This is a genomic window from Dryocola sharpae (assembly GCF_051307055.1).
In the GTDB taxonomy this organism is placed as follows: domain Bacteria; phylum Pseudomonadota; class Gammaproteobacteria; order Enterobacterales; family Enterobacteriaceae; genus Dryocola.
The window spans coordinates 75,803-101,455 of the sequence record NZ_CP149994.1; the positions used below are offsets into that span (position 1 = coordinate 75,803).

Genomic DNA, 25,653 nt, shown 5'->3' on the forward strand with positions numbered 1-25,653 from the left:
TTACGCTAAATAAAACACCTCTTTTAGCTCCGAGCTCACCGGGCTGTTATCCGGGTTGCTCGGCATGATGTCGCGCATATGCTGCCACCATTTCTGGCAGATTTCCGTCTGGGCAACGGCTTCCCAGCGGGCCTCGGACTCAATCTCTACCGTGGCGAAAAGCAGATGGCGTTTTGCATCAAGGTAAATAGCATAGTGATGAGCGCCGTGCTGCTTAAGCACTTCCTCCAGCTCCGGCCAAATCGGCGTATGGCGGCGCTGATATTCTTCATGGGCATCGGGATTTACCTGCATCACAAAAGCTTTGCGGATCATAACGCCTCCAGATAAAGCTCGCGTATTTCTTCGCGGGTTGCGGGGCGCGGATTACAGGGCGCGCAGGGGTCGGCGAGGGCTTTATCCAGCCAGCCTTCGATATCCGACGTTTTCACGCCGAGCTGGCTGAAGCCGGACGGAATGCCGACGCGGGAAGATAGCGCGCGGATCGCTTCGATCGCCTTCAGGCTTGCCCGATCTTCGCTCATGCCCTGAATATCCACGCCCATCGCCTCTGCCACTTTGGCAAATCGCTTCACGACCTGCGGGCGGTTAAAGGCTTCGATAACCGGCAGCAGGATGGCGTTACACACGCCGTGCGGCAGATTGTGCGTCGCGCCCGGCTGGTGCGCCAGGGCATGAACCAGGCCCAGCCCGGCGCTGTTAAACGCCATGCCTGCCAGATACTGACCAGAGGCCATTTGCTCGCGGGCTTCCAGGTTTTGCCCGTTATCCACGGCTTCCGGCAGCCACTGGCTAATCAGGCGGATCGCTTCCAGCGCGTTGGCGTCGGTCAGCGGATGCGCGCCCACGGAAACGTAGGCTTCAATGGCGTGAGTCAGCGCATCCATGCCGGTTGCCGCCGTCACGCTTGCCGGAATGTCCAGCATAACGCTGGCGTCGTCCACGGCGATATCAGGGATGATGTTTGCATCAATAATGACTTCTTTGACCTGGCGCTGTGAGTCAATAATCACCGCGTTGCTGGTCATTTCCGCCGCGGTGCCCGCCGTGGTGTTAATCGCCACCAGCGGAACGCCCGCGTTGACGACTTTGCCGACGCCGGAATAGGCGGTTGACGGGCCCGGGTTTGCCGTCAGGATTTTGACCGCTTTGGCGGTGTCAATCGGGCTGCCGCCGCCAAAGGCGATGATGTAGTCGCACTCTGCCGCCTGATAAGCGGCAAAACCTTTTTGCACCAGCTCCTCGGTCGGGTTCGGAAAGACTTCATCAAACAGTTCATACGACAGAAGATGCGCGTCCAGGGCGGTAAACAGGCTCTCCAGCAGGCCCATTTTTACCAGCTGGCCGTCGGTGACGACCAGCGCCTTGCCCCAGTTTTTTCCGGCGATCAGCTTAACCATATCGCCGATTGCCCCCGCGCCGTGAAGGCTGATTTTTGGTAAGGCCAACATAAAGCTCATTGCTATTCTCCTTAATATTGCTGTTTCAAATTCCTTTCCCCTCATCCTCATCCTTTCAGGATGAGGGCGGATCAGCGCCGTCGGCGTTGCAAAACCCGACGCGTAATAATCGGCAGCGAGATAACGGTAATCAGCATCGCGCCAACGATAATCGACATCACGATGCCCGGCACGTTGAGCAGGCTCAGGCCGAAGGTCACCAGCCCCATCAGGAAGGCGGCGATAATCACGCCGGTCATGCTGCCGGAGCCGCCAAGGATGTTTACGCCGCCCAGCACCGCCATGGTGACCACGCTCAGCTCCCAGCCCATCGCAATCGTCGGGCGCGTGCTGCCCAGTCGCGACGTCAGCAGCACCGCCGCAAGCCCGGCCATAACGCCGACCAGCACGAACAACGTCATGTTATGGCGCTTCACGTTGATGCCGGAATACCACGCGCCGGTCGGGTTGTTGCCGATGGCGTAGGTGCGGCGGCCAAAGTTGGTTTTATGCAGCAGGAAGGCGAACACGCCCGCCAGCACGATAAACAGCGCAAACTCAAACGACAGCGCGCCCCACACGTAGCCCTGGCCGAACCAGGCAAAGCTCTCCGGCCAGGTATTGAGCGCCTGGTCGCCCAGCAGGATGTAGGTTATGCCGCGATAGAGGCTCATGGTGCCGATGGTGATGACGATGGAGGAGAGGTTAAAGCGCGTCACCAGCCAGCCGTTGAATAGCCCGCACAACATCCCTGTGCCAAGCCCGATGCATACCAGCAGCGGCGTATCCATGCCCGCCTGGGCACAGAAGCCCATTACCGTTGAGCTGAGCGCAATGGTCGAGGCGACGGAGAGATCGATTTCCCGGGCGATAATCAGCATCGCCATCGGCAGCACGATAATCGCTTTTTCGGTGAAGTTGAACGTGGCGTCCGACAGGTTCCAGATATTGAGGAAATAGGGCGAAGCCAGCGCGTTGGCGACAAATACCGCAAGCGTCACCGCAAGCAGGAAGCTTTCCCAGCACAGCAGGCGCTTAAACAGCGGCTCCGGTTGGGCCGCAGGAGCCCTTTGTTCAGAGATCAGCGTCTTATTCATGATTTCACCGCCTCCCGTTGTTTTGGAAGCGCGGCATCGCGCAGAATGAGCCGTCCTTTACGTTTATTGCCGCGTTCGTTCAGCAGCACGGCGATGACAATCACGGCGCCGGAAATAGCCATCTGCCAGAACGGCGAGACGCCGATTACCGGCAGCGCGTTGTTAATCACGCCGAGGAACAGCGCGCCCAGCAGGCAGCCCAGCACGCGGCCGATGCCGCCCATGGTGCTTATTCCGCCGATTACGCAGGCCGCGACGATTTGCAGCTCAAAACCGTTTGCCACGTCCACGTAGGCAACGGCGAAGCGCGAAATCCACAGATAGCCGCAGAAGCCCGCCAGCGCGCCGCTCAGGCTGAAGCTGATGAACTGCATTTTTCCGGCGTTGATACCCGTATACCAGGCGGCCGTCGCGTTGCCGCCCGCGGTGTACATGGCGCGCCCGGTGCGGCTGTAAAGCAGGAAATAGCCGACGAGCAGCAGGGCCGCAACGGCGCACCAGCTCAATAGCGGCATGCCCAGCAGGGAAGTGCGCGGCAGCGCCAGGAAGTCGCCGCTCATCTGGTGGGCATTGATCCAGCCGCCGTTTGAAAGCAGGAAAATAATGCCGCGGTAGATGCTCATGGTGCCAAGCGTCACCACAATCGCCGGAATGCCGAGCTTCCACACCAGCAGTCCGTTAATCATGCCCATCAGCAGGCCGAGCAGCGTAGCTATCACCAGCAAAACGCCGACGGGAATGTCCGGATGATGGAAGTTAAGCAGGGCGACAATCATCCCGGTGAGCGCAAGGTTAGCCGCCATCGACAGGTCGATGCCTTTAGTCAGCAGCACCATCATCTGGCCGAGCGCCAGAATAATCAGAATGGAAGTGTCGTTAAAAATCTCCACCAGGTTGCCCGGCGCCAGGAACGACGGCACGCGGCTGCCGATAGCCAGCACCATCAGCAAAATCACCCCGGCGAGCAGAGCTTCACGGTGTTTAAGCAGTTTTTGCCACATTATGCCGCCTCCTCGCCCGCGCCGCTGGCCGCGCTGACAATCCTCTCCGCGCTGGCCTCGCCGGCCCGGTATTCCGCCACCATCAGCCCTTCGTGCATGACGATAATTCTGTCGGCCATGCCCATCACTTCCGGCAGCTCCGACGACACCATAATCACCGCCAGCCCCTGGCCTACCAGCTCGGACATAAACTGATGCACCGCCGCTTTGGAGCCGATATCAATGCCCTTGGTCGGCTCATCGAGAATGATGACCTCGGGCTGGGTCGCCAGCCATTTGCCGATCACCACCTTCTGCTGGTTGCCGCCGGAAAGCGTTTCAACTTTCTGCCGCCAGCTAAAGGCCTTCACCTGTAGACGCTTAGCGTATTCGTCCGCAAGCGCCCATTCGCGGGCTTCGTTAAGCACGCCGTTCGGATTAAGGCGGCCAAGCTGCGGCAGGCTGATGTTCTGGCTGATGGGCAGCTCGATAATCGCCCCCTGCTTCTGCCGCTCTTCCGGCACGCACACAATCCCGGCTTTGATGGCGTCGGCGGGCTGGCTGAACGCTACGGTTTTACCATTTAAGCGAATTTCGCCCTGGCCCGGCCGCGAGACGCCGGACAGCGCCTGCATCAGTTCGGTTCGCCCGGCGCCAACCAGGCCATAGAAGCCGAGGATTTCCCCTTTGCGCAGGGTGAAATTAATGTGCGCGAACTCCGTTGGATGGCAGAGATCTTTCACTTCCAGTACTGTTTCACCCGGCTCGCAGGCGGTTTTTGGATAAGCGTGGCTGATTTCACGCCCGACCATCATGGTCACCATGCGCTCTTCGGTAATGTCGTCGATTTGCCCGGAACCGATATACACGCCGTCGCGCAGGACGGTGTAATGGTCGGCGATCGCAAAGATTTCATCGAACTTATGGGAGATAAACAGAATGGCTTTGCCTTCGCGTTTCAGGCGCTCAACGATTTGGTAAAACTCGACGATTTCGTGCTGCGACAACGCTGCGGTGGGCTCATCCAGAATCACTACCTGGGCTGCAAAAGATAACGCGCGGGCAATCGCAACCATATGGCGCTGGGCGATGCTCAGCGTTTTAAGCGTGGCGCGCGGGTCGATTTGCACCTCAAGGCGAGTCAGGATTTCCCGCGCCTGCTGATGCATGGCGGGCCAGTCGAGCTTTTTGAACAGGCCGCGATACAGATAGTGGCCGACAAAAATGTTTTCGGTGACCGTCAGCTCGTCGAAAAGCACGGTTTCCTGATGAATGGCCGTGATGCCGACTTTATGCGCCGCTTCCGGATTGGGCAGCGTTATCGGGATCGCCTTATAAAGCAGTTCGCCTTCTTCCGGCTGATAAATGCCGGTCATCACTTTAACCAGCGTGGATTTGCCCGCCCCATTTTCGCCAATCAGCGCCGTGACTTTGCCCGGCCAGAGGTCGAGGTGAACGTTTTCAAGGGCGCGCACGCCCGGGAATACTTTGGTGATCCCCTTAAGGGAGAGCAGTGGTGTGGCGGCTGTCATCGTAAATACCCCATCCAAAATGCAAAAAGTGGTGGAGGGCGCTAAGGCTTATCCACCCTACAATTTGGTACGCCTGGCGGGTAAGCAGAGCGTCACCCGCCGGACATTGCTCAGAAGATTCTGGAGAATTTATCGATGTTGCTGGCGTCATACACAAACGGCTCGGCCATGGCGCCGCTGCCGTCCGCATCCAGCTTCACTTTGCCTAATTTACCCATGCTGGCTTCGGTTTTGCTGGCGCTGCCTTTGACTAAGTCATCCGCCAGGTAAGTGGCCGCGTAGCCCAGGTCGATAGGGTTCCAGATGGCGAAGCTTTTCGACGCGCCGGATTTAATGGCGCCCGCCATTTCAGACGGCAGGCCCAGGCCGGTGACGTAAACCTTGCCGATTTTGCCCTGGTCTTTTACCGCCTGCGCGGCGGCAACGATGCCGACGGAAGACGGGGAAACGATGACTTTCAGATCGGGGTACGACTTCAGCAGGCCCACGGTTTCGCGGTAGCTTTTATCGGAGAGATCGTCGCCGTAGGCCACGGTGACCAGGTTGACGGAAGGGTACTTCGGCAGCACCTTTTTCATCTCCGCAATCCAGATGTTCTGGTTGGTGGAGGTCGGCGTTGCGCTAAGAATAGCCACGTCGCCTTTCTCAACGTTCATTGCTTTGAGCGCGTCGGCGGCGAGCTTAACGTTGGTTTCGCCAATCAGCGCGTTATTGGACGGGTTGAGGTGGATCTGACGACCATCTTTGGCGACGCCGGAATCCCAGGAAACGACTTTAATACCGCGCTGCATAGCTTTTTTCAGCACCGGCACCACGGCGTCCGGATCGTTGGCGGAAATAGCGATGGCGTCCACGCCCTGAGCGATCAGTCCGTTCAGCACTTCAATCTGCGCTTCGGCGGTGGTGGTGGTTGGGCCGGTGTAGATAACTTTGACATCGCCCAGCTCTTTGGCGGCCTCCTGAGCCCCCACGTTTGCTGCTTCAAAGAAACCATTGCCGAGGGATTTCGCCACGAGAGCGATTTTTACCTCGGCCATGGCGGAACCGGACAGCGCCAGTGCGGCAACGGTGAGCGTACAACCTAATATTGCTTTAATTTTCATTGCTTGTACTCCACATGTAGGGTCAGTTTGCAGGTGTTTTTTATTATTTGTAGGGTGGATAAGCGAAACGCCCTCCACCGTTACAGATTTACAGCTCTAACGCGCTGGCTAATGGGGTAACGCCAAAACGCTTGCCGAGCGCGATAAGCTCGTCGCGGGTAATGGTCTGTTTCATGCCGCCCATCGAGATGACTTTAACCAGCACCTCGGCAGATTTCTCGGCGGTATCGATAAGGCCAAAGGCTTCATCGAGCGTCGGGCCGCTGCCGAATACGCCGTGGAACGGCCACAGCACGAGCGAGTGTTTTTGCATCTTGTCTGCGGTCGCGGTCCCAATTTCATCGGTACCCGGCACCATCCACGGCAGAATGCCGACGCCGTCCGGGAACACCACCAGACACTCGGTGCTGCCTTCCCACAGTTTGCGGGTGATAATGTCGGAGTCGTTCTCCAGCACGTAGGTCAGGGCAATCAGGTTGGTGGCGTGGCAGTGCATAATCACGCGATCGCGGCCGTCAGTCACCTTCATGCGCACGCAGTGCGACTGGAAGTGTGACGCGAGTTCAGACGTCGGCACCGCTTCGTTTTCCAGCCCCCACAAAATGTGGTATCCCGCACCGCGGCTGTCCACTTTTACCACGCCGATATTTGCCGCCGGGTCGAGCTGCACGTTGCGGAAGAATTTGCCGGAGCCGGTGACGATAAACGGCGTACTGGCGAGCTCGGGCATCGGCTGGCTTAAGGCGATATAACGCGGCTCGGCGTGGAAGTCGGCCTGGAAAGGCGTAATGTCCGCTTCGCTCAGGCGCAGCGTAATATTGCCGCCGTTGCGCTCGTCCCAGCCTTTCAGCCAGGCGTCGCTGGTCGCTTTGATCATGCCTTCGACAAACCAGGCGTTCAGGATGTTCTGCATAGTTTTTTGCTTCCTTAAGTGTTCAGGCGGGTGGCGCGAAGCTTACCCGCCCTACGATCCGATACCGGTAGGGTGGATAAGCGCGGCGCCATCCACCGATAAATTCATTACCCGCGCTGGCTTAAAACGTCTTTCTCATAGCCGCGCACGTTGTCCAGCCACTGCGCATCAGCCGGGACATCGTTGCGCTGGCAGTACATTTCCCACACGGCCTGCCACGGCAGACACTTCTGCTCCTCAAGCAGCGCCAGGCGGCCGGTGTAATCGCCTTCGTTTTCAAGCTGGCGCAGGGTTTCGGTTGGCTCCAGCAGGGCGCGCAGCAGAGCTTTTTTCATGTTGCGCGTGCCGATCACCCACGCTGCGATGCGGTTAATGGACGCATCAAAGAAGTCGAGGCCGATGTGTACGCGATCGAACAGGTCGTGGCGGATGATTTCGCTGGCGATCGCCTGGGTTTCATCATCCAGCAGCACCACGTGATCGCTGTCCCAGCGCACCGGGCGGCTGACGTGCAGCAGCAGACGCGGCACATAAAGCATGGCGCTGGAAATCTTATCGGAGATAACTTCGGTGGGGTGGAAATGACCTGCGTCAAGGCACAGCGCGGTCTGGCGGCTGGCGGCGTAACCAAAGCAGAACTCGTTGGAGCCCACGGTGTAGCTTTCGGCCCCGATGCCGAACAGCTTACTTTCCACCGCGTCGATGTGGTGCGCCGGGTTTAGCTTCTCGCTCATTATCTCGTCGAGCGCGTTCAGCAGGCGCTGGCGCGGGGCCAGACGGTCAACGGTGATGTCTTTCATGCCATCCGGGACCCAGATATTCATGACCGACGGCGTGCCGAGCTGCTCGCCAAACCAGGCGGAGACCTTGCGGCTGGCTTTAACGTGGTCAATCCAGAACTGGCGAGTTTTATCGTCGGCGTGGGAGAGGGTAAAGCCGTCCGCGCTCAGCGGATGCGAGAAGCAGGACGGGTTGAAATCCAGGCCCAGCCGGTTGGCTTTTGCCCATTCGACCCAGTTTTTGAAGTGTTCCGGTTTGATTTTATCGCGGGATACCGGCGTATCCGACTCCAGATAAATAGCGTGCAGATTCAGCCGCTTTGGTCCTGGGATCAGGCTTAACGCCTGCTCCAGATCGGCGCGGAGTTCGGCGGCGTTGCGCGCTTTGCCCGGATAATTACCGGTCGCCTGGATGCCGCCGCTAAGCTCGCCCTCCGGGTTTTCAAAGCCGGCAACGTCGTCGCCCTGCCAGCAGTGCATTGAAACCGGCAAACGGTCCAGCTGACGCAGCGCTTCTTCTGCATCTACGCCGACGGCGGCAAAGCGCTGTTTAGCCAGTTCCCAGGCCTGATCGATAGAGGTGGTCATGCGCAAAACTCCTTACAGGTTTGACGATTGTGCGGAAACTGCGCCATAAAACGGGCAATTTCACTGTCTGAATGCGGAATAAAAGAGATGAGTTGGTAGCTGGCGGCGACGATTTTGCGGAAGTCGTCGACGTCGGTGATTTCGTCCAGCGCCATCAGCTGGCAGCCGATATTGCCAAGCGTGGAGGCTTCGACCGGCCCGGCCAGCACCGGCACGCCGCAGGCGTCCGCGCAAAGCTGGTTGAGCAGCTCGTTCTGGCTGCCGCCGCCGACGATATGTAAGCAGCTAACCGGGCGGCCGCGCAGCTCCGCCAGTTCACGCAGCGTTGCGGCATACAGCAACGCCAGGCTGTCGAAAATACAGCGCGCCAGCTCGGCGTCGGTAAGCGGCACGGGCTGGCGGCTTTCCCGGCAGGCGGCCTGGATCTCGCGGCTCATGTTTTCCGGGTTGATAAAGCGGTCGTCGTTGGGATTTATCACGAATTTGCAGGCGGGAAGCTGCCGCGTGCGGGCGATTAGCGCCGGCAGGTCGGTAATTCCCAGCTCTTTGCTCACGCGCTGCAGCAGCCACAGCCCCATGATATTTTTCAGCACCCGGTAGCGGCCTTCCGCTCCGCCTTCGTTGGTGATATTGGCGGCGAGCGCTCTGTCTGTCGCATAGGGCGTTTTGCTTTCAATGCCCATCAGCGACCAGGTGCCGGACGAAAGGTAAGCCGCGTCTTTATCTTTTAACGGCGCGCCGATGACCGCGCTGGCGGTGTCGTGCGTGGCGACGGACACCACGGGGATTTGGTTGCCTCCGCGGCAGGTCCATCGGCCAATCACGCAGCCGGGATGCGTCGGCTTGCCAAACCATTTTGCCGGTACGCCGGCCCAGTCGAGCAGGCTTTCATCCCAGCTGTCGCTGTTGATGTTGATAAGCTGCGTGGTGGTGGCGTTGGTATATTCCCAGTTCAGCGCGCCGGTTAAGCGGTAGCAGAAGTAGTCGGGGATCAGCAGCGCGTGCTCGACTTCTTGCAGAAGTTCTGGCTGGCGTTGGGCAAGAGCGCGCAGCTGATAAAGCGTATTAAACGGCAGAAACTGAATGCCGGTGCGGCGATAAATTTCTTCGCGCCCCACTTCCGCCAGCGCGGTTTCCATTACGCCGTCGGTGCGGCTGTCGCGATAGGAAACAGGCAGGCCGACGCGGTTGCCGTCGCGGTCAATCAGCACAAAATCCACGCCCCAGGTATCGATACCGATGCTGTCGATGGCGACGCCTTCATCGCAGGCTTTTTGCAGGCCGGTGCGGATGTCGTGCTCCAGCGCATCCAGATCCCAGGTGGCGGAGCCGTCTGTCTGCTGCAGGCAGTTGGTGAAACGGTGAATTTCACGCAGGCAAACGCTGCGGGCGTCGCGATCGAAGCGCGCCAGCATGACGCGGCCACTTGAAGCGCCCAGGTCAACCGCAACACTATGGCGAAGAGTCATTATCAGGGTCCTTGCGAGTTAATTGCTCCCACTTTAAGAAGGAATGTCGGTATCCACCTTCTTATTACTGACAGAGGGAATGCCGCACTGGCAAAGAAGCAAAGATGAAGGTGAGCGACATCACAAATTCGCCTTTGCCAACCTCACCGGTGGCCTGTGACGCTCCCCGCATTTCCGGATAATTCCCGCGCTTTCTTAAAAAACGAACGCTTTTTAATGGATTTCACGTCGAAAATTTAAGGTGCAGATGAGAATCGTTATCTACTATCAGGCAACGGTTCACAGGGGGGGTGGGTGCGAGAATGACAATACTGCATGGCTTTGATTTCTTCCCGTCAGGAAAAGCGTCGGTGGCGATTGAGCCTCGCCTGCCGCAGGCGGCGTTTCCGGAACATCACCATGATTTCTGTGAAATAGTGATTGTGGAGCACGGCACCGGCACCCACGTTTTCAACGGCCAGCCTTACACGCTGAGCGGCGGTTCGGTGTGCTTCGTGCGCGACCACGATCGCCATCTGTATGAGCACACCGAAAACCTCTGCCTGACCAATATTCTGTATCGCGCGCCGGACGCGTTTTGCTTCCTTTCGGGGCTGGATAAGCTGCTGCCGCAGGAGCAGGACGGCAACTATCCGTCGCACTGGCGGGTGAACCAGCCGGTATTGCAGCAGGTGCGCGGGCTTATAGAACAGTTCGAAACCCTCGGCGAGAGTATGGATACCCATACCGTCGCCAGCCGGGAAATGCTGTTTATGCAGCTGCTGGTGCTGCTGCGTAAGGGCAGCATGGCGGAAGGCGCTACAAATGCCCAGGGGCGGCTGAATCAGCTTATGGCCTGGCTTGAAGATCATTTCGCCGAGGAGGTTTGTTGGGAACAGCTCGCCGGGCAGTTCACGCTTTCGCTGCGCACGCTGCATCGCCAGCTCAAGCAGCAAACCGGGCTCACGCCGCAGCGCTATCTCAATCGCTTACGTCTGATGAAGGCCCGTCATATGCTGCGCCACGGCGAGGAGAGCGTCACGGATATCGCCTTCCAGTGCGGCTTTGGCGACAGCAACCACTTCTCCACGCTGTTCAGGCGCGAGTTTTCCTGGTCCCCGCGTGAGATTCGCCAGGGGCGGGATACCCAACTTCAGTAATCGCGAACGCAATCACCGTTTTTTTCAGCGAAAAAGCCCATAATTCTCAGCTATTTTTCTGTCGGGTAGCGCAGGCTTGCCCGGCCTGCGTTGGTGAATGGCAGGGTGGATAAGCGTAGAGGTATTGCGGTGGCCGGTCGCTTAGTGCTGAAAAAAACAGATTTCTTTGTCTCCGCCTCCCAGCCCGTGGCGGTGGCGGACCGCTATCCGCAAAACGTCTTCGCTGAACATAGCCATGATTTCTGCGAGCTGGTGCTGGTCTGGCGCGGCAACGGGCTGCACGTGCTTAACGACCGGCCCTACCGCATCACCTGCGGCGATCTGTTTTATATCCGCGCTGAAGACCGCCACCGCTATGAGTCGGTTAACGATCTCGTCCTGCATAACATCATCTACTGTCCGGAAAGGTTAAAGCTCAACGTTGACTGGGACGATTTGCTGCACCGGCAATCGATCGCGGGCAACGATCCGCGCTGGCGGCTTAGCAGTTACGGTATGGCGCAGGCGCGGCAGATCATTGGTCAACTGGAGCATGAGAGCCCGAAGCAGGACGCGCTCTCGCTTTGCCTGACGGAAAGCCTGTTCCTGCAGCTTTGTATTTTGCTGCGTCGCCATCGCTATCAGCCGCAGGATGCGGCAGGGCCGGAGGGCGGGGAAACGCTCGATTTGCTGCTGGCAGCGCTGGGTAAGAGCCTTGATGCGCCTTTTGATTTGCCGCAGTTCTGCGGGCTGCATCAGGTGGCGGAGCGCCATTTGCGGCAGCTTTTCCGCCAGCAAACCGGGATGTCGATTAGCCAGTATCTGCGGCAGCTACGCATCTGCCAGGCGCAGGATTTGCTGCGCCACAGCGAGATGCTGATTGGGGATATCGCCACCCGCTGCGGCTTTGAGGACAGTAACTATTTCTCTGTGGTTTTTACGAAGGAGACAGGTTTGACGCCACGCATGTGGCGCCAGCGCTATACCGTAGGAGATTGATCGATTTGCCATATTCACCACGCCCGCTGTAAGGCAACCCACGCTTTATCGCCCTGACAGGCCTGGTTTTTTCCTCTACATGCCAAAAAGTTATAACCTTATAAAGACTACGGCATTGATAAACATTTTCAATATCATTTAATTAACTATAATGAACCAACTGATTACGCGGCGTTAACGGCTTTCGCGCCGCCCGACAATAATGGAGATGAAGACTATGAGTTATACACTGCCATCCCTGCCTTACGCTTACGACGCCCTGGAACCACACTTCGACAAGCAAACGATGGAAATCCATCACACCAAACACCACCAGACCTACGTCAACAACGCTAACGCGGCGCTGGAATCTCTGCCAGAGTTTGCAAGCCTGCCGGTTGAAGAGCTGATCGCCAAACTGGATCAGCTGCCAGCGGACAAGAAAACCGTGCTGCGTAACAACGCGGGCGGCCACGCTAACCACAGCTTCTTCTGGAAAGGCCTGAAAACCGGCACCACCCTGCAGGGTGAGCTGAAAGCCGCCATCGAGCGCGATTTCGGCAGCGTTGACAAATTCAAAGAAGAATTTGAAAAAGCGGCTGCAACTCGTTTCGGCTCCGGCTGGGCGTGGCTGGTGCTTAAAGGCGACAAGCTGGCCGTGGTTTCTACCGCAAACCAGGATAGCCCGCTGATGGGTGAAGCGATCTCCGGCGCTTCCGGCTTCCCGATTATCGGTCTGGACGTTTGGGAGCACGCTTACTATCTGAAATATCAGAACAAACGCCCTGATTACATCAAAGCGTTCTGGGAAGTTGTGAACTGGGACGAAGCGGCCGCGCGTTTTGCTGCTAAAAAATAAGTTGCATTGCAGCTGATGAGAAGCGAGCCTGATGGCTCGCTTTAGTTGGCTGACAAAGAAGGAAAAAGCGTGATTTTTCCTTCTTTGTAGTGAGCAGGCGAAAATCAATAAATTGATTTTCCTTGTTTTTTACCTGGTGATATAGGCTCGTCCTGCAAACGGATGAGGTTTGTCATCACTCTGAAGCGAGCCTGATGGCTCGCTTTTTTTATGTCTGTTGCACCACAGGGAGGAGCAGATGCACTATCCGCTACAGGTTTATATCGGCAAAATTCGTCCGTATGAAGGCAGCCGGCCAAGCGCTATCGGCAAATATCTGGTGGATGGCGAGCTGAGGCTGAACGAACATGGGCTGGAGGGCGACCAGCAGGCTGAAAAAGTTATCCATGGCGGACCGGACCGTGCGTTGTGCCATTATCCCCGCGAGCATTATCTCCACTGGGCGCGGGAGTTTCCTGAACAGGCAGAGCAGTTTGCCGCCCCGGCTTTTGGTGAAAACCTTTCAACTACTGGCCTGACGGAAAAAAACGTCTGCATCGGCGATATCTTCCGCTGGGGCGAGGCGCTGATTCAGGTCACGCAGCCGCGTTCGCCTTGTTTTAAGCTCAACTACCATTTCGGTATCAGCGACATGGCGTCCCTGATGCAAAAATCGGGCTACTGCGGCTGGCTGTACAGGGTCGTTCTGGCGGGAAAGGTTTCTACAGAATCACCGCTGGAGCTGGTTTCCCGCGTGAGCGAGGTGAGCGTCGCAGAAGCGATAGCCATCGCCTGGCACATGCCGTTTGATGATGAGCAATACCATCGCCTGCTGTCGGCGGCCGGGCTTTCGGTTAGCTGGACGCGAACCATGCAAAAACGCCGTCTTTCAGGAAAGATGGAGAACAATTCGCGGCGCTTGTTTGGAAAGTAATGGAGTGATCAAATCCCGGAAACGAAAAAACCCGCCGAAGGCGGGTTTTAGAATTTTTGCTTTATAAGCTAATGCTTACAGGCTGGTTACGTTACCAGCTGCTGGGCCTTTAGCACCACTTTCGATGGTGAAAGACACTTTCTGGCCTTCGTCCAGGGACTTGTAGCCATCGTTCTGGATAGCAGAGAAGTGTACGAACACATCTTTAGAGCCATCGTCAGGAGTGATGAAGCCGAAGCCTTTGTCAGAGTTGAACCACTTAACCAGACCAGTCATTTTAGCAGACATTGATATTACCTTTTATATAGAGTTTGCCTTGCGGCGCATTGGTATGCTTTACAGATTTTTGAAGCGATAAAGGAGAAACTCACTTTGAAAGGTATCTACGATAACTTCTGGAGGACTGCTTTGCTTGAAAGGTCTGTGCGTCAAACCGATAGAAGCATTAACGCATATTTAACCAGGTGATGACAAGAACTATTTCAGCCGTCTAAAGGGCTACAGCGGTAACTCCCCGCCCTGCGGCGGGGTAGCGCATCATTGCATTGCGCTTTGCGCGCTTGAATAAGCCTGCATAAATGCCTGATGTTGCGACGCCAGCGGGCCAATAAGCGCGTTGTACTGGCTGGCCTGCTGGGAGGTCGGGAACTGGATGCCGCCTGCGGTAAAGCCGACCTGCGTGCCCTGCTGCTGGATAAAATCACCCACCTGAACCAGCTGTTGGGTAAAGGTCTGTGCGGCAGGGATCAGCGGAGCCATAGCATCTGCCGGCGCGGTCACCACTTTCTGATAGACCCGATCGTAAACGGCCTTCAGGTCGTCCGGCTGTTTCAGCGTGGAGCGAGCGCTGTCCGCCTGCATTTTGGCGTTCTGCACCTGCTGGCCCAGCACGTTCAGAGAACCGTTCGCCTGACGCAGCGCGTCACGCTGATTCATATAATCCTGTGGAACACGAATGCTGTTTACGCTGTCGACCACCGGCTTCATGCCGTCGTCCATCGCCTGGCTTACCTGCTGGGAAAAGCCGTAGAGCACGGCATAGTCAGACACCAGCGGACCGAACTGTTTCTTCTGATCGGCAGTCAGCGCGGGCAGATGTTCGCCGCTACGCATGGCCGTATTTTGCAGGAAATCGATAAACGCCTTACGTTGATCGCCTTCTTTATCAAAGCAACCGCTCAGACTCACCACCATCAATAACGCCGCAAGCGGCGCAAACCAGCGAGAGCAGGACTTACCTGTCGCCATCTTTTCTACTCCTTTCACCAGACAATACAAATGCGCATACGCGTACGCGATAATGTAGCTAATGATAGTCCAGGCCGTCCGCGCAAGATACCCTTTCACAATAATGGGCCGGTTTATTTGCGGCGGGTTAAAACGATGCGAAAAGTCGGCTGAGGTGACCTTAACCAGCGCTGGGGCAAGCCCACCGCTGGCGCAAGAAATGCATAACCATTTTCAAATTTATGCTTAGCTCCCTTTATGCGGTGATTTTCAATCCATTACGACGCTTAAATTCCCATCTGAAACGCATAAAAAACGCGGTTTATAAAAATAGTTACCCGGGGAATCATCAGCACGCTTTTTTCAGACTACGCTTAAGAGGCTTCTTAACCTTCACGAGGTCAATGTGTGATTTATGAGGAGTCCTCAATGCAATATAAAGATCCAATGATTGAACTGCTTAGCAGTCTTGAGCAGATAGTTTTTAAAAGCGAACCACAGACGGTAACTCTGAAACAAAAACCCAGCGCGTTTTCTGAATTCGAGCAACTCCGTAAGAGTACAGGACTAAAAATTGATGATTTTGCTCGCGCGATGGGTGTCAGTGTCTCAATGGTGCAGGAGTGGGAATCAAAACGAATCAGACCCTCCAGTACCGAACTGAAGCTGATGCGCCTGATCCAGGCGAATCCTATGCTCAGTAAACAGCTGATGGAATAATGTTGTACTTTGTGCCCTTGCCTGCCTTAACCAAAACCCCGCTCCATGACGCGGGGTTTGTTGTTTCTGGAGGCTGGCTAATAGTTACCTGCCGGAAAACGAATCCGCAATGTCCCGAAACCTGACCTGTGTCGCTACTAAACCTGCCAGCATTAACCATAATTAAAAGAAGGTTATAACAGGCAAGTAGAAGGAGGCTGTATGGCTAAGAACATCCTGGTTCCTGTCGATATTTCGGAAATGGAACTGACGCAGCAGGTTATCCCTCATGTCGAAGCGTACGCCAGGCAGGCGGATGCGACGATCCACTTCCTCGCGGTCATCCCCGACTATACCTATTTTGTCTCTTACGGTCTGGGTTACTCTTCAGCCGTGCCGGAACTTAAGGGCCGGGAGACGGTCGCCATGGAAACGCTGGGCGACATCGTCGCTAAATTCAGCCTGCCGGGCTGTCGGATTGAAAAGCACGTGCTGAGCGGTACGCCAAAAGATCATATTCTCCAGCTGGCCGATGATATAGGGGCTGACGTGATTATCCTGGCTTCGCACAGGCCGAGCATGTCCACCTATCTGCTTGGTTCAAACGCAGCGGCGGTGGTTCGTCATGCAAAATGCTCGGTACTGGTTGTACGTTAAGGCATAAAAAAACCCCGCATTCATGCGGGGTTTGTTGCTGACGAACTGGCCGGGCTTACTGCAGCAGCGAAATATCCGCTACCTGCAGGAACAGCTCGCGTAACTTCTCCAGCATAGTGAGGCGGTTGATACGCAGCTCTTTATCTTCCGCGTTTACCATCACCTTATCGAAGAAGGCATCCACCGGCTCACGCAGGTTAGCCAGCTCTTCCAGCGCTTCCTGATAGCGGCCTTCGCTGAAGTACGGCGCAAGCTTATCGCGCAGGACAACCACCTGCAGGGCGAGATTGATTTCCTCAGGCTCTCTCAGGGCGGATGCATTCACACGATCGTTTAGCTGCTCGTCGGATTTCGCCAGAATGTTGGAAACGCGTTTGTTTGCCGCAGCAAGCGCCGCCGCCGCTTCCAGCGTGCGGAAGTGGGAGACGGCCTTCATGCGCGCATCGAAATCTGCCGGCTTGGTCGGACGACGCGCCAGCACGGCCTGGATGGTGTCCACGCTGTGGCCTTCTTCCTGATACCAGGCGCGGAAACGGCCCAGCATAAAGTCGATCACGTCATCCACAACCTTCTGGTTGGTCAGCTTGCTGCCGTAAAGGCGCACGGCCTCTTCGGTCAGGGTTTGCAGATCCAGCGGCAGGTTTTTCTCAACGATGATGCGCAGCACGCCAAGGGCGGCACGACGCAGAGCGAACGGGTCTTTATCGCCTTTTGGATGCTGGCCGATGCCGAAGATGCCCGCGAGGGTGTCCATCTTATCGGCAATCGCTACGGCGCAGGCCACGAGGTTAGACGGCAGCTCATCGCCCGCGAAGCGCGGCTGATACTGTTCGTTCAGCGCAACCGCCACGTCTTCGGCTTCGCCGTCGTGACGCGCATAGTGCATGCCCATCACGCCCTGGGTGTCGGTGAATTCGAACACCATGTTGGTCATCAGGTCGCATTTGGACAGCAGGCCCGCGCGGGTCGCGTGATTCACGTCGGCGCCAATTTGCCCAGCAATCCAGCCGGAAAGCGCTTCGATGCGGTTGGTTTTATCGCGCAGCGTGCCGAGCTCTTTCTGGAACAATACGGTTTCCAGGCGCGGCAGGTTATCTTCAAGACGCTTTTTGCGGTCGGTATTGAAGAAGAATTCCGCATCTGCCAGACGCGGACGCACGACTTTTTCGTTACCGGAGATAATCTGCTGCGGATCTTTTGATTCGATATTCGCCACGAAGATGAAGTTTGGCAGCAATTTGCCGTCGTTCGCGTAAACCGGGAAGTATTTCTGGTCGCCCTTCATGGTGTGAACCAGCGCTTCCGCAGGAACCGCGAGGAATTTCTCTTCGAATTTTGCCGTCAGCACCACCGGCCATTCAACCAGAGAGGTCACTTCTTCAAGCAGGCTTTCGCTCAGGTCGGCATTGCCGCCGATTTTGCGCGCCGCTTCTTCCGCGCCCTGTTTGATGACGGCTTTACGCTGTTCGTAGTCGGCGATAACTTTGCCGCGCTCCAGCAGGATCTGCGGATACTGGTCGGCGTTATCGATGGTGAATTCCGGTTCGCCCATAAAGCGATGGCCGCGGATCACGCGGTCGGACTGAATGCCCAGAATAGTGGCCGGAATGACTTCGTCGCCCAGCAGCAGGGTAACAGTATGAACAGGACGCACGAAATGGGTGTCGTTGGCGCCCCAGCGCATCAGTTTTGGGATCGGCAGTTTGCTCAGCGCCGTTGCGATCGTCGCCGGCAGCAGCGCCTGAACGCTTTCGCCTTTCACGTGCGCGCGGTACATCAGCCATTCGCCTTTGTCGGTCGTCAGACGTTCGGCTTGATCGACGGTGATGCCGCAGCCGCGTGCCCAGCCTTCAGCGGCCTTGCTCGGTTTGCCTTCGGCATCGAACGCGGCGGAGATGGCCGGGCCGCGTTTTTCAACTTCGCGATCGGGCTGCGCCTCGGCAAGGTTAGCGATTTTCAGGGCCAGACGGCGCGGAGCCGCGAACCACTTCACTTCGCCGTGGGCGACGTTCGCCGCATCCAGCTCCGCCGTTACGTTCGCAGCAAAGGATTCCGCCAGGCTGCGCAGGGCTTTTGGTGGCAGCTCTTCAGTGCCGATCTCCACCAGAAAAGTTTTTTCAGACATGCCAGCCTCTTTATTTATTCTTATTGCACATCGGGAAGCCAAGCGCTTCACGGGAAGCGTAATAGGCTTCGGCCACGGCTTTGGTCAGGGTACGAATACGCAGAATATAGCGCTGACGCTCGGTCACCGAGATGGCCTTGCGCGCATCCAGCAGGTTAAAGCTGTGCGCCGCTTTCAGAATGCGTTCGTAAGCCGGCAGCGGCAGCGGGTTTTCCAGCGCCAGCAGGTGCTGCGCCTCTTTCTCATACTGCTCGAAGCAGGAGAACAGGAAATCCACATCGGCGTGCTCGAAGTTATAGGTGGATTGCTCAACTTCGTTCTGATGGAAGACGTCGCCGTAGGTGGTTTTACCCAGCGGACCGTCGCTCCAGACCAGGTCGTAAACGCTGTCCACGCCCTGGATATACATCGCCAGACGCTCTAAACCGTAGGTGATCTCCCCGGTCACAGGCTTACATTCCAGGCCGCCGACCTGCTGGAAGTAGGTGAACTGCGTCACTTCCATGCCGTTGAGCCACACTTCCCAACCCAGTCCCCAGGCGCCCAGCGTCGGGTTTTCCCAGTTGTCTTCTACGAAGCGAATATCATGGATGGTTGGGTCCATACCCAGCTCTTTAAGCGACCCGAGATACAGCTCCTGAATGTTGTCCGGCGACGGTTTAATCACCACCTGGAACTGATAATAGTGCTGTAAGCGGTTCGGGTTCTCGCCGTAGCGGCCATCGGTTGGACGGCGGGACGGCTGCACATACGCGGTGGCCATCGGTTCCGGCCCTAAAGCCCGCAGGCAGGTCATCGGGTGAGAGGTGCCGGCGCCGACTTCCATGTCCAGAGGTTGAACAATGGTGCAGCCCTGGCGGGCCCAGTAATCCTGTAACGTCAGGATCAGGCCTTGAAAGGTCCTGGTGTCAAACTTTTGCATGTTGATTTCGCACGCGTTCGAGTGGGTTTAAAGTGAAGCGGCCAGTATACCCGTTGACCGCAAGATATACAGCCCGAATCCGTGCGCATTAACAGGCTGTTTGCCGACGGTTGCGGCTTTATAGCGTCGAAAGGTGTAAAAATTGTCCGCTTTCGTCAAAGGAGCAGGTAAAACCTTCCTGACGCGGGGTAGCGCCTTTTATCTCAAAACTACCCTGATACTGCTTAAGATCGATAACGCTGATTCGCTGAGCGCGGGTATTGTAGCGATGCGCCGCTTCCTGTTTACAGGTTTCCACCATTTTGGCGTTTTGCACTACCGGTGGGTGCGCCTGCTGCGCGAACTGGGGATGCGGTTCGGCGCTGCAGGCGTTTAACAGTAAAGCGCTGAGGGCCAGCGCCCGGCAGCTAATTTTCTTTTCTGGCATCATCATGAGTTAGCGGTACATTAAAATTATTGTTGTTATTCACTATTTACGAGCAGCAGGCTTTCTGCAAACGCACAAAAGCCGCTGGTTGATATTTTAAGATTTTTACAGGGGAACGAATGCAGCAAAAAATTAACTGGATTGATAACCTGCGCGGCATCGCATGCCTGATGGTGGTGATGATCCATACCACAACCTGGTACATTACTAATGCGAGCCTGGTCACTCCATTTAGTTGGGATTTGTCGAACGTGCTGAATTCGGCCTCACGCGTCAGCGTCCCGTTATTTTTTATGATCTCCGGCTATCTGTTTTTTGGCGAACGTAGCGCACAACAGCGCCATTTCCTGCGTATTGGGCTGTGCTTACTCTTTTACAGCGTGATTGCGCTTTTCTACATTCACTTCTTCACGCCGATAAGCACCGGCCTTTCGCTGCGCTATATCCTGCAAAAGCCGGTCTTTTATCACCTGTGGTTTTTCTTCGCGATAATCGTCATCTATCTGCTTTCACCGCTGATTGAGGTTAAAAAAGTCAATGCGATGACCATTCTCGGGCTGATGGTTTTGCTGGGTGTCGTCGCCAATCCCAATACCGTGCCGCAAACGCTGGAGCACGTAAAATGGCTGCCGGTTAATCTCTACATTCGTGGCGATACGTTCTATTACGTGCTCTATGGCCTGTTAGGCAGGGCGATCGGCATGCTGGCAACGGAAAAGGGATGGATCAGCGCGCTGGCGGGAGGGCTGTTCGCGCTTTGTGTGATGTCGATCTCTCTGGGCACGCATAATCAACTGGAAGTAAACGGTAATTTTGCTGACACCTTCTACGTTTACTGCGGGCCGCTGGTGTTTATCGCCGCTATCAGCCTGCTGGTTCTGGTGAAGAACTGTCTCAACTCAAGGCCGCTGCCGGGGCTGGCGTTTATCTCGCGTCATTCGCTTGGAATTTATGGTTTTCACGCGCTGATAATTCATTTCCTGCGCACGCATGGCTATCAGATAACCAGCTCGGCCGTGCTGGATATTCTGTGGATTTTCGGCGCGACGCTGGCCTGCAGCTTATTGCTGTCGATGGGATTGCAGCGCATTGATACCCGTAAGCTTGTGAGCTAGGCGTTACGCGCCCGCGCCCGGTGGAGCTGACGTGGCGAGGAAAAACCCGCCGCCACGGCGGCCTGCTCCATGCGGCTGCCCTGCAATAAACGCTGCTCGGCAACCGCAAGCCGCAGCTGTTCCAGATAATCCCGCACCGATATCCCAAGATGCTGCTGAAAGAGCCGCGATAAATGGCGCAGGCTGACGTGCACTTTATCGGCAATAGACTGCACGCTCCAGTCGGATTCAGGAGCCGCCGAAAGCAAATCCTGAGCGCGATGTACGGCCGGATGAAGATGGTTGCGATAGCGTAGCCAGGGCGAAAGCTGCGGATCGTCCCCCGAACGGCGGAACCACACGACCATTTCGCGAGCCACGTCCAGCGCGGCCTTCGGCCCGCAGTAGCGATTAATCAGATGCAGCGACAGGTCGATCCCTGAGGTGATCCCGGCACTCGTCCAGATGCCCCGGTCTTCGACAAAAATACGGTTATCTTTTACCTGCGCGGTGGGCGCGGCGGCGCGTAACCTTGCCAGCACATCGTGATGCGTGGTGCACTGCACGCCGTTCATCAATCCGGCTTTTGCGGCCAGCAGCGAGCCGGAACAAACGCATACCAGATTGAGCTGCTGGCTGTGGATCTGCGGCTGCAGCCGGGTGAGCCAGCGGCGCACCGCCTCGGCCTGCGGAGTATCGAAGTAACGGTTTGAATCGCACACGCCCGGCAGCACCAGAAGGCTGCCGGTTGGAAAGCGCTCCGGCAGCGGTTCAATGTCGCCAAAACTGAGCCCGATTGAGGTGGTAACCTGTGGGTCCGGGCCGATGAAACGCAGGTGAAACGCCTCCCCGGCGAGCGCCAGCGTTTCCGCAGGCCCCGTCAGATCGAGCGACAGCACACCGGGCAAAACAACGAACCAGACCCCAATACTCACGATAACGACTCCAGGCACTCAGCGACGGTTTGAATATCCGCAAAACGCCCCGCCAGCACCGTTTCTGTGCGGTGGCGCAGGGCTGCGGCATCCAGCGTAACGCCTTTCCACTGCATCGGGAAGGTGAGCATGGCCTCGCTGACAAAAGAAACGCGATAGCCCAAATCCGACGCCACGCGCGCGGTGGTTTCGCAACATTGTTCGGTGCGAATTCCGCAGATAATCAGGTGGTTAATATCACGCGTGCGCAGCCAGTGGTCCAGGCCTGTGTCGGTAAAGGCGTTATGGACATGTTTCTCAAAGGTGGCCTCTGCCTTGTGGGTCAGAAAGGGCATCGGCTTCACAAAGCCAGAAGCTCGCGCAAACGGGCCGTCGCCGTCCTCGTGAAAAATATCCACGACGGGAACGTTCAAATCCTGGCAGCCGGAAACCAGCCGGGTGATCGCCTGCTGAAACGCCGGGACTTCTTCTTCGTTCCAGTAATCGCGATGGAAAAAGGATTGCTGCGTGTCGATATTAATGAGCGCTGAACGTGACATTTTCGGACTCCTCGTCGGTGGGTGTGAAACCATTGTGACAAGGGTTTGACGGGTTGCGGATACCAGAAACGGACAGGATGAGGGCGAATCGGGACCTGTTATAAAACCTGCGGTCAAACGGCGCTGCGCCGGGCGGCATCCTGTTGGGTGGATAAGCGCAGGCGCCCTCCACCGCCACAAGAAATATCTACGACATCAGCGGCAAAAGCTGCTGATAAATCTGGTTAAACGTCTGCCGGCGCCCGGCATAACGCTGGTGACGCGCCATATCCGGCCGGTGCTGCTGCTCCAGCTTAAGCTGTGGAAGCAGCGATTGCAGCGACTGCCCGGGGGAGATGGCAATTTGCGCCAGCCGCGCCGCGCCCAGCGCCGGGCCGACATCGCCGCCGGTGCGGTAATCCAGCGTTTGCCCGCTGATATCCGCCAGCATCTGGCGCCAGTAAGAGCTACGCGCGCCGCCGCCGATAAGGGTGACGCTTTCTGGTGTGATGCCGCACGCATGCACCGCATCCATGCCGTCCGCCAGCGCATAACCCACGCCTTCCAGCACGGCGCGAGCCAGTTCCGCCGGGCCATGCTGATGCGTCAGGCCAAAGAAAACGCCTTTCGCCTGCGGATTATTGTGCGGCGTGCGCTCGCCGGAAAGATAGGGCAGAAACCAGACCACGCCCGCCTCCTGGTTCGCTTGTTCGGCCGCGGTCAGCAGCGCCGGAACGGAGCCTAATCCGGTCAGTTTTGCCGCCCAGTCCAGGCAGGAGGCGGCGCTGAGCATCACCGACATTAAATGCCAGCGGTTCGGCAGCGCGTGGCAAAAGCTGTGTACCGCGCTTTCCGGCCTGCTGCGGAACCCGTCGCTGACGGCGAAATAAACGCCTGACGTCCCAAGGGATAACATGGCCTGTCCGGCATCCACCATTCCCACGCCGATAGCGCCTGCGGCGTTATCGCCGCCGCCCGCCACTACCGGAACGGCAGGCATTTTCCATGCCTGCGCGACATCGGCTTTCAGCGCGCCGGTAATTTCACTGCCTTCAAACAGTTCAGGCATATGCCGGCGGCTAAGGCGGCAGGCGTCGAGCATCGAATCGCTCCAGTCGCGTTTGGCGACATCGAGCCACATCGTGCCTGCCGCATCGGACATATCGCTTGCGAATTCGCCCGTCATGCGCAGGCGCAGATAATCTTTCGGCAGCAGCACCTTATTGATCTGGGTAAAAATATCCGGCTCGTGGCGTTCTACCCACAGCAGTTTTGGCGCGGTAAAGCCCGGCATCATCAGGTTGCCGGTAATATCGCGGGAATTTTCAACGTTGGCTTCCAGCAGGGCGCACTCTTCGCCGCTGCGGCCGTCGTTCCATAAAATAGCCGGACGGAGCACGCGCTGCTTGCTGTCTAAGAGCGTTGCGCCGTGCATTTGCCCGGCAATTCCCAGCGCCTTAACGCCGGTGAGAGAATGTTGTTCACCCAGCGCCTTCATCGCCCGGTCCGTTGCCTGCCACCAGTGCTCTGGATCCTGTTCCGACCACAGCGGATGAGGGCGAGAGACGCTCAGCGGTTCGGTGCGTGTCGCCAGCACTTCACCCTCTTCCCCGAGCAAAATCGCTTTTACACCCGACGTCCCGAGATCGATTCCGATGTACATAATGACCACTCCTTATAGCTGCGCCACGAAGAACGTGGCGCAGGGAAGATGATGATGGTGGAACAACGCGCTTATCTGTCGAACAGGTAGTGGTTCACCAGGTTTTCCAGCAGCTCCTGATGGCCACTCTGATGCTGCGGCGCCAGATTGTGTTGTTCAGCGTACTGCGCAATCTGAGCAAGGGACATCTGCCCTTTCAGAATTTGCTGGCCCAGTTCACCATTCCAGCCGGCGTAGCGTTTCGCCACGCGCTTATCCAGCTCGCCGTCTTCAATCATGCGTGCGGCGATCTTCAGCGACAGCGCCATGACGTCCATCGCGCCGATGTGGCCGTAGAACAGGTCATATTTATCGGTGCTCTGACGACGGACTTTGGCGTCAAAGTTTAGCCCGCCGGTGGAGAAGCCGCCCGCCTTGAGGATTTCGTACATCACCAGCGCGTTTTCTTCCACGCTGTTCGGGAACTGATCGGTATCCCAGCCCAGCTGCGGATCGCCGCGGTTCGCGTCCACCGAACCGAAGATGCCCAGCGCAATGGCGCTGGCGATTTCGTGATGGAACGAATGGCCGGCAAGCGTGGCGTGGTTCGCTTCGATATTCACTTTGATCTCTTTTTCCAGGCCAAACTGTTTCAGGAAGCCGTATACCGTCGCCACGTCGTAGTCGTACTGATGCTTGGTTGGCTCCTGTGGTTTTGGCTCGATCAGCAGCGTGCCGCGGAAGCCAATTTTGTGTTTATGCTCCACCACCATGTGCATAAAGCGGCCAATCTGCTCGCGCTCCTGGCGCAGATCGGTGTTTAGCAGGGATTCATAACCCTCGCGCCCGCCCCACAGCACATAGTTTTCACCGCCCAGTTGGTGGGTGGCATCCATCGCTGAAACAACCTGCGAGGCCGCCCAGGAGAACACTTCCGGATCCGGGTTGGTGGCGGCGCCCGCGCCGTAGCGAGGGTGGGTAAAGCAGTTCGCCGTGCCCCACAGAAGCTTCACGCCGGTTTCCTGCTGTTTTTGCGCCAGCAGTTCGGTCATTTGCGCAAAATTATTTTTGTATTCTTTAAGCGAGGCGCCTTCCGGGGAGACATCCACATCGTGGAAGCAGTAGTAAGGCACGTTCAGCTTATGGAAAAATTCAAAGGCGACATCGGCTTTACGTTTTGCCAGCGCAAGAGCGTCTCCCGCCTGCTGCCACGGCCGCTCAAAGGCGCCGGTGCCGAACATATCCGCGCCGGTCCAGCAGAAGGTGTGCCAGTAACAGGCGGCGAAGCGCAGATGCTCCTCCATACGTTTGCCAAGCACCAGTTCATCTGGATTGTAGTGGCGGAACGCGAGGGGATTGGCAGTTTCAGGGCCTTCGAAACGTACGCGATCTAACTGGTCGAAATAAGCTTGCATAATGGACTCCGTAATCAGGAAAACGAGCGGCCAGGCGAATATGTTCTTATCCTGGATTTTCCCGGACGGATGCTCAATTACGTTATTTCACACTGCGCTTCAGAGAATACTCAAACGTGCGCCGCCTCGCAAAAATTGCTGAAAAATATACAAGAGAAACATTCGCGGTCTATTCCATAAATTAGGCAAATTAATAAGCGGACTAATTTAAAAGCAGATCTCCG

25 protein-coding genes are annotated in these 25,653 nt (G+C 56.8%); 7 read left to right on the top strand and 18 right to left on the bottom strand.

The window, feature by feature from the left end:
- The 9 genes from rhaM to rhaB form a co-directional block, all read right to left on the bottom strand.
- Positions 1-315: an L-rhamnose mutarotase gene (rhaM, locus tag WLO31_RS00370; RefSeq protein WP_435928512.1), complete on the bottom strand. Its 315-nt coding sequence runs from the start codon at positions 313-315 to the stop codon at positions 1-3.
- A complete protein-coding gene (fucO, locus tag WLO31_RS00375; protein WP_435928513.1) occupies positions 312-1,460 on the bottom strand; it encodes a lactaldehyde reductase in 1,149 nt (382 codons plus the stop codon). The genes rhaM and fucO overlap by 4 nt, the downstream gene beginning before the upstream one ends.
- Before the next feature lie 71 nt (positions 1,461-1,531).
- Positions 1,532-2,536 carry an ABC transporter permease gene (locus WLO31_RS00380; protein WP_435928514.1) on the bottom strand — a complete coding sequence of 335 codons (1,005 nt, stop codon included), beginning with the start codon at positions 2,534-2,536 and terminating at the stop codon, positions 1,532-1,534.
- On the bottom strand, positions 2,533-3,537 hold the full coding sequence (locus tag WLO31_RS00385; protein ID WP_435928515.1) for an ABC transporter permease: 1,005 nt from the start codon (positions 3,535-3,537) through the stop codon (positions 2,533-2,535). The genes WLO31_RS00380 and WLO31_RS00385 overlap by 4 nt, the downstream gene beginning before the upstream one ends.
- Complete coding sequence (locus WLO31_RS00390) at positions 3,537-5,048, bottom strand: sugar ABC transporter ATP-binding protein (protein WP_435928516.1); 1,512 nt, start codon at positions 5,046-5,048, stop codon at positions 3,537-3,539. Before WLO31_RS00390 ends, WLO31_RS00385 begins: the two co-directional genes overlap by 1 nt.
- A gap of 110 nt (positions 5,049-5,158) precedes the next feature.
- Positions 5,159-6,151, bottom strand: a complete 993-nt coding sequence (gene rhaS, locus WLO31_RS00395) for a rhamnose ABC transporter substrate-binding protein (RefSeq protein WP_435928517.1) — start codon at positions 6,149-6,151, stop codon at positions 5,159-5,161.
- An 88-nt stretch (positions 6,152-6,239) separates the two neighbouring features.
- Positions 6,240-7,064 (bottom strand): rhamnulose-1-phosphate aldolase, encoded by an 825-nt coding sequence (gene rhaD, locus WLO31_RS00400; protein ID WP_435928518.1) that lies wholly within the window; start codon positions 7,062-7,064, stop codon positions 6,240-6,242.
- A 107-nt stretch (positions 7,065-7,171) separates the two neighbouring features.
- Entirely contained in the window at positions 7,172-8,431 is a 1,260-nt protein-coding gene (locus WLO31_RS00405) for an L-rhamnose isomerase (protein ID WP_435928519.1), read from the bottom strand.
- A complete protein-coding gene (gene rhaB / locus WLO31_RS00410) occupies positions 8,428-9,900 on the bottom strand; it encodes a rhamnulokinase (RefSeq protein WP_435928520.1) in 1,473 nt (490 codons plus the stop codon). Before rhaB ends, WLO31_RS00405 begins: the two co-directional genes overlap by 4 nt.
- Positions 9,901-10,202: 302 nt before the next feature.
- Here rhaB and rhaS (WLO31_RS00415) point away from each other — a divergent pair, with 302 nt between their 5' ends.
- The 4 genes from rhaS (WLO31_RS00415) to yiiM all read left to right on the top strand — a co-directional run bounded on the left by rhaS (WLO31_RS00415) (position 10,203) and on the right by yiiM (position 13,768).
- A complete protein-coding gene (rhaS, locus tag WLO31_RS00415; RefSeq protein ID WP_435928521.1) occupies positions 10,203-11,039 on the top strand; it encodes an HTH-type transcriptional activator RhaS in 837 nt (278 codons plus the stop codon).
- A gap of 129 nt (positions 11,040-11,168) precedes the next feature.
- Positions 11,169-12,017, top strand: coding sequence for an HTH-type transcriptional activator RhaR (gene rhaR, locus WLO31_RS00420; RefSeq protein WP_435930692.1), 849 nt, complete (start codon positions 11,169-11,171; stop codon positions 12,015-12,017).
- 217 nt (positions 12,018-12,234) lie between these two features.
- Positions 12,235-12,855: a superoxide dismutase [Mn] gene (gene sodA / locus WLO31_RS00425; RefSeq protein ID WP_435928522.1), complete on the top strand. Its 621-nt coding sequence runs from the start codon at positions 12,235-12,237 to the stop codon at positions 12,853-12,855.
- 238 nt (positions 12,856-13,093) lie between these two features.
- Positions 13,094-13,768 carry a 6-hydroxyaminopurine reductase gene (gene yiiM / locus WLO31_RS00430; protein ID WP_435928523.1) on the top strand — a complete coding sequence of 225 codons (675 nt, stop codon included), beginning with the start codon at positions 13,094-13,096 and terminating at the stop codon, positions 13,766-13,768.
- Positions 13,769-13,843: 75 nt separating this feature from the next.
- Here yiiM and cspE read toward each other — a convergent pair whose 3' ends face one another.
- Positions 13,844-14,056: a transcription antiterminator/RNA stability regulator CspE gene (gene cspE / locus WLO31_RS00435; RefSeq protein WP_121264842.1), complete on the bottom strand. Its 213-nt coding sequence runs from the start codon at positions 14,054-14,056 to the stop codon at positions 13,844-13,846.
- Between the two features lie 249 nt (positions 14,057-14,305).
- The gene (locus WLO31_RS00440) at positions 14,306-15,016 is read right to left on the bottom strand and encodes a DUF3053 domain-containing protein (protein ID WP_435928524.1); all 711 of its coding nucleotides are present in this window, start codon (positions 15,014-15,016) and stop codon (positions 14,306-14,308) included.
- Positions 15,017-15,424: 408 nt separating this feature from the next.
- On the opposite strand from WLO31_RS00440, the gene WLO31_RS00445 reads away from it, so the two are divergent.
- Positions 15,425-15,715, top strand: a complete 291-nt coding sequence (locus WLO31_RS00445) for an HTH-type transcriptional regulator (protein WP_435928525.1) — start codon at positions 15,425-15,427, stop codon at positions 15,713-15,715.
- Positions 15,716-15,916: 201 nt separating this feature from the next.
- The gene (gene uspF, locus WLO31_RS00450; RefSeq protein ID WP_435928526.1) at positions 15,917-16,351 is read left to right on the top strand and encodes a universal stress protein UspF; all 435 of its coding nucleotides are present in this window, start codon (positions 15,917-15,919) and stop codon (positions 16,349-16,351) included.
- A 55-nt stretch (positions 16,352-16,406) separates the two neighbouring features.
- On the opposite strand, the gene glyS is transcribed toward uspF, so the two are convergent.
- From glyS to WLO31_RS00465, 3 genes are all read right to left on the bottom strand, one after another.
- On the bottom strand, positions 16,407-18,476 hold the full coding sequence (gene glyS, locus WLO31_RS00455) for a glycine--tRNA ligase subunit beta (protein ID WP_435928527.1): 2,070 nt from the start codon (positions 18,474-18,476) through the stop codon (positions 16,407-16,409).
- Positions 18,477-18,486: 10 nt separating this feature from the next.
- Entirely contained in the window at positions 18,487-19,398 is a 912-nt protein-coding gene (glyQ, locus tag WLO31_RS00460) for a glycine--tRNA ligase subunit alpha (RefSeq protein ID WP_271124007.1), read from the bottom strand.
- 118 nt (positions 19,399-19,516) lie between these two features.
- On the bottom strand, positions 19,517-19,828 hold the full coding sequence (locus WLO31_RS00465) for a YsaB family lipoprotein (RefSeq protein ID WP_435930693.1): 312 nt from the start codon (positions 19,826-19,828) through the stop codon (positions 19,517-19,519).
- A 116-nt stretch (positions 19,829-19,944) separates the two neighbouring features.
- On the opposite strand from WLO31_RS00465, the gene WLO31_RS00470 reads away from it, so the two are divergent.
- Positions 19,945-20,940 (top strand): acyltransferase, encoded by a 996-nt coding sequence (locus WLO31_RS00470; protein ID WP_435928528.1) that lies wholly within the window; start codon positions 19,945-19,947, stop codon positions 20,938-20,940.
- Here the strand turns inward: WLO31_RS00470 and WLO31_RS00475 are convergent.
- The 4 genes from WLO31_RS00475 to xylA all read right to left on the bottom strand — a co-directional run bounded on the left by WLO31_RS00475 (position 20,937) and on the right by xylA (position 25,429).
- On the bottom strand, positions 20,937-21,854 hold the full coding sequence (locus tag WLO31_RS00475; protein WP_435928529.1) for a GlxA family transcriptional regulator: 918 nt from the start codon (positions 21,852-21,854) through the stop codon (positions 20,937-20,939). The genes WLO31_RS00470 and WLO31_RS00475 overlap by 4 nt on opposite strands.
- The gene (locus tag WLO31_RS00480) at positions 21,851-22,393 is read right to left on the bottom strand and encodes an isochorismatase family protein (RefSeq protein ID WP_435928530.1); all 543 of its coding nucleotides are present in this window, start codon (positions 22,391-22,393) and stop codon (positions 21,851-21,853) included. Before WLO31_RS00480 ends, WLO31_RS00475 begins: the two co-directional genes overlap by 4 nt.
- A 187-nt stretch (positions 22,394-22,580) precedes the next feature.
- The gene (gene xylB / locus WLO31_RS00485) at positions 22,581-24,035 is read right to left on the bottom strand and encodes a xylulokinase (RefSeq protein WP_435928531.1); all 1,455 of its coding nucleotides are present in this window, start codon (positions 24,033-24,035) and stop codon (positions 22,581-22,583) included.
- 71 nt (positions 24,036-24,106) lie between these two features.
- Positions 24,107-25,429, bottom strand: coding sequence for a xylose isomerase (gene xylA / locus WLO31_RS00490; protein WP_435928532.1), 1,323 nt, complete (start codon positions 25,427-25,429; stop codon positions 24,107-24,109).
- Between the last annotated feature and the right edge of the window lie 224 nt (positions 25,430-25,653).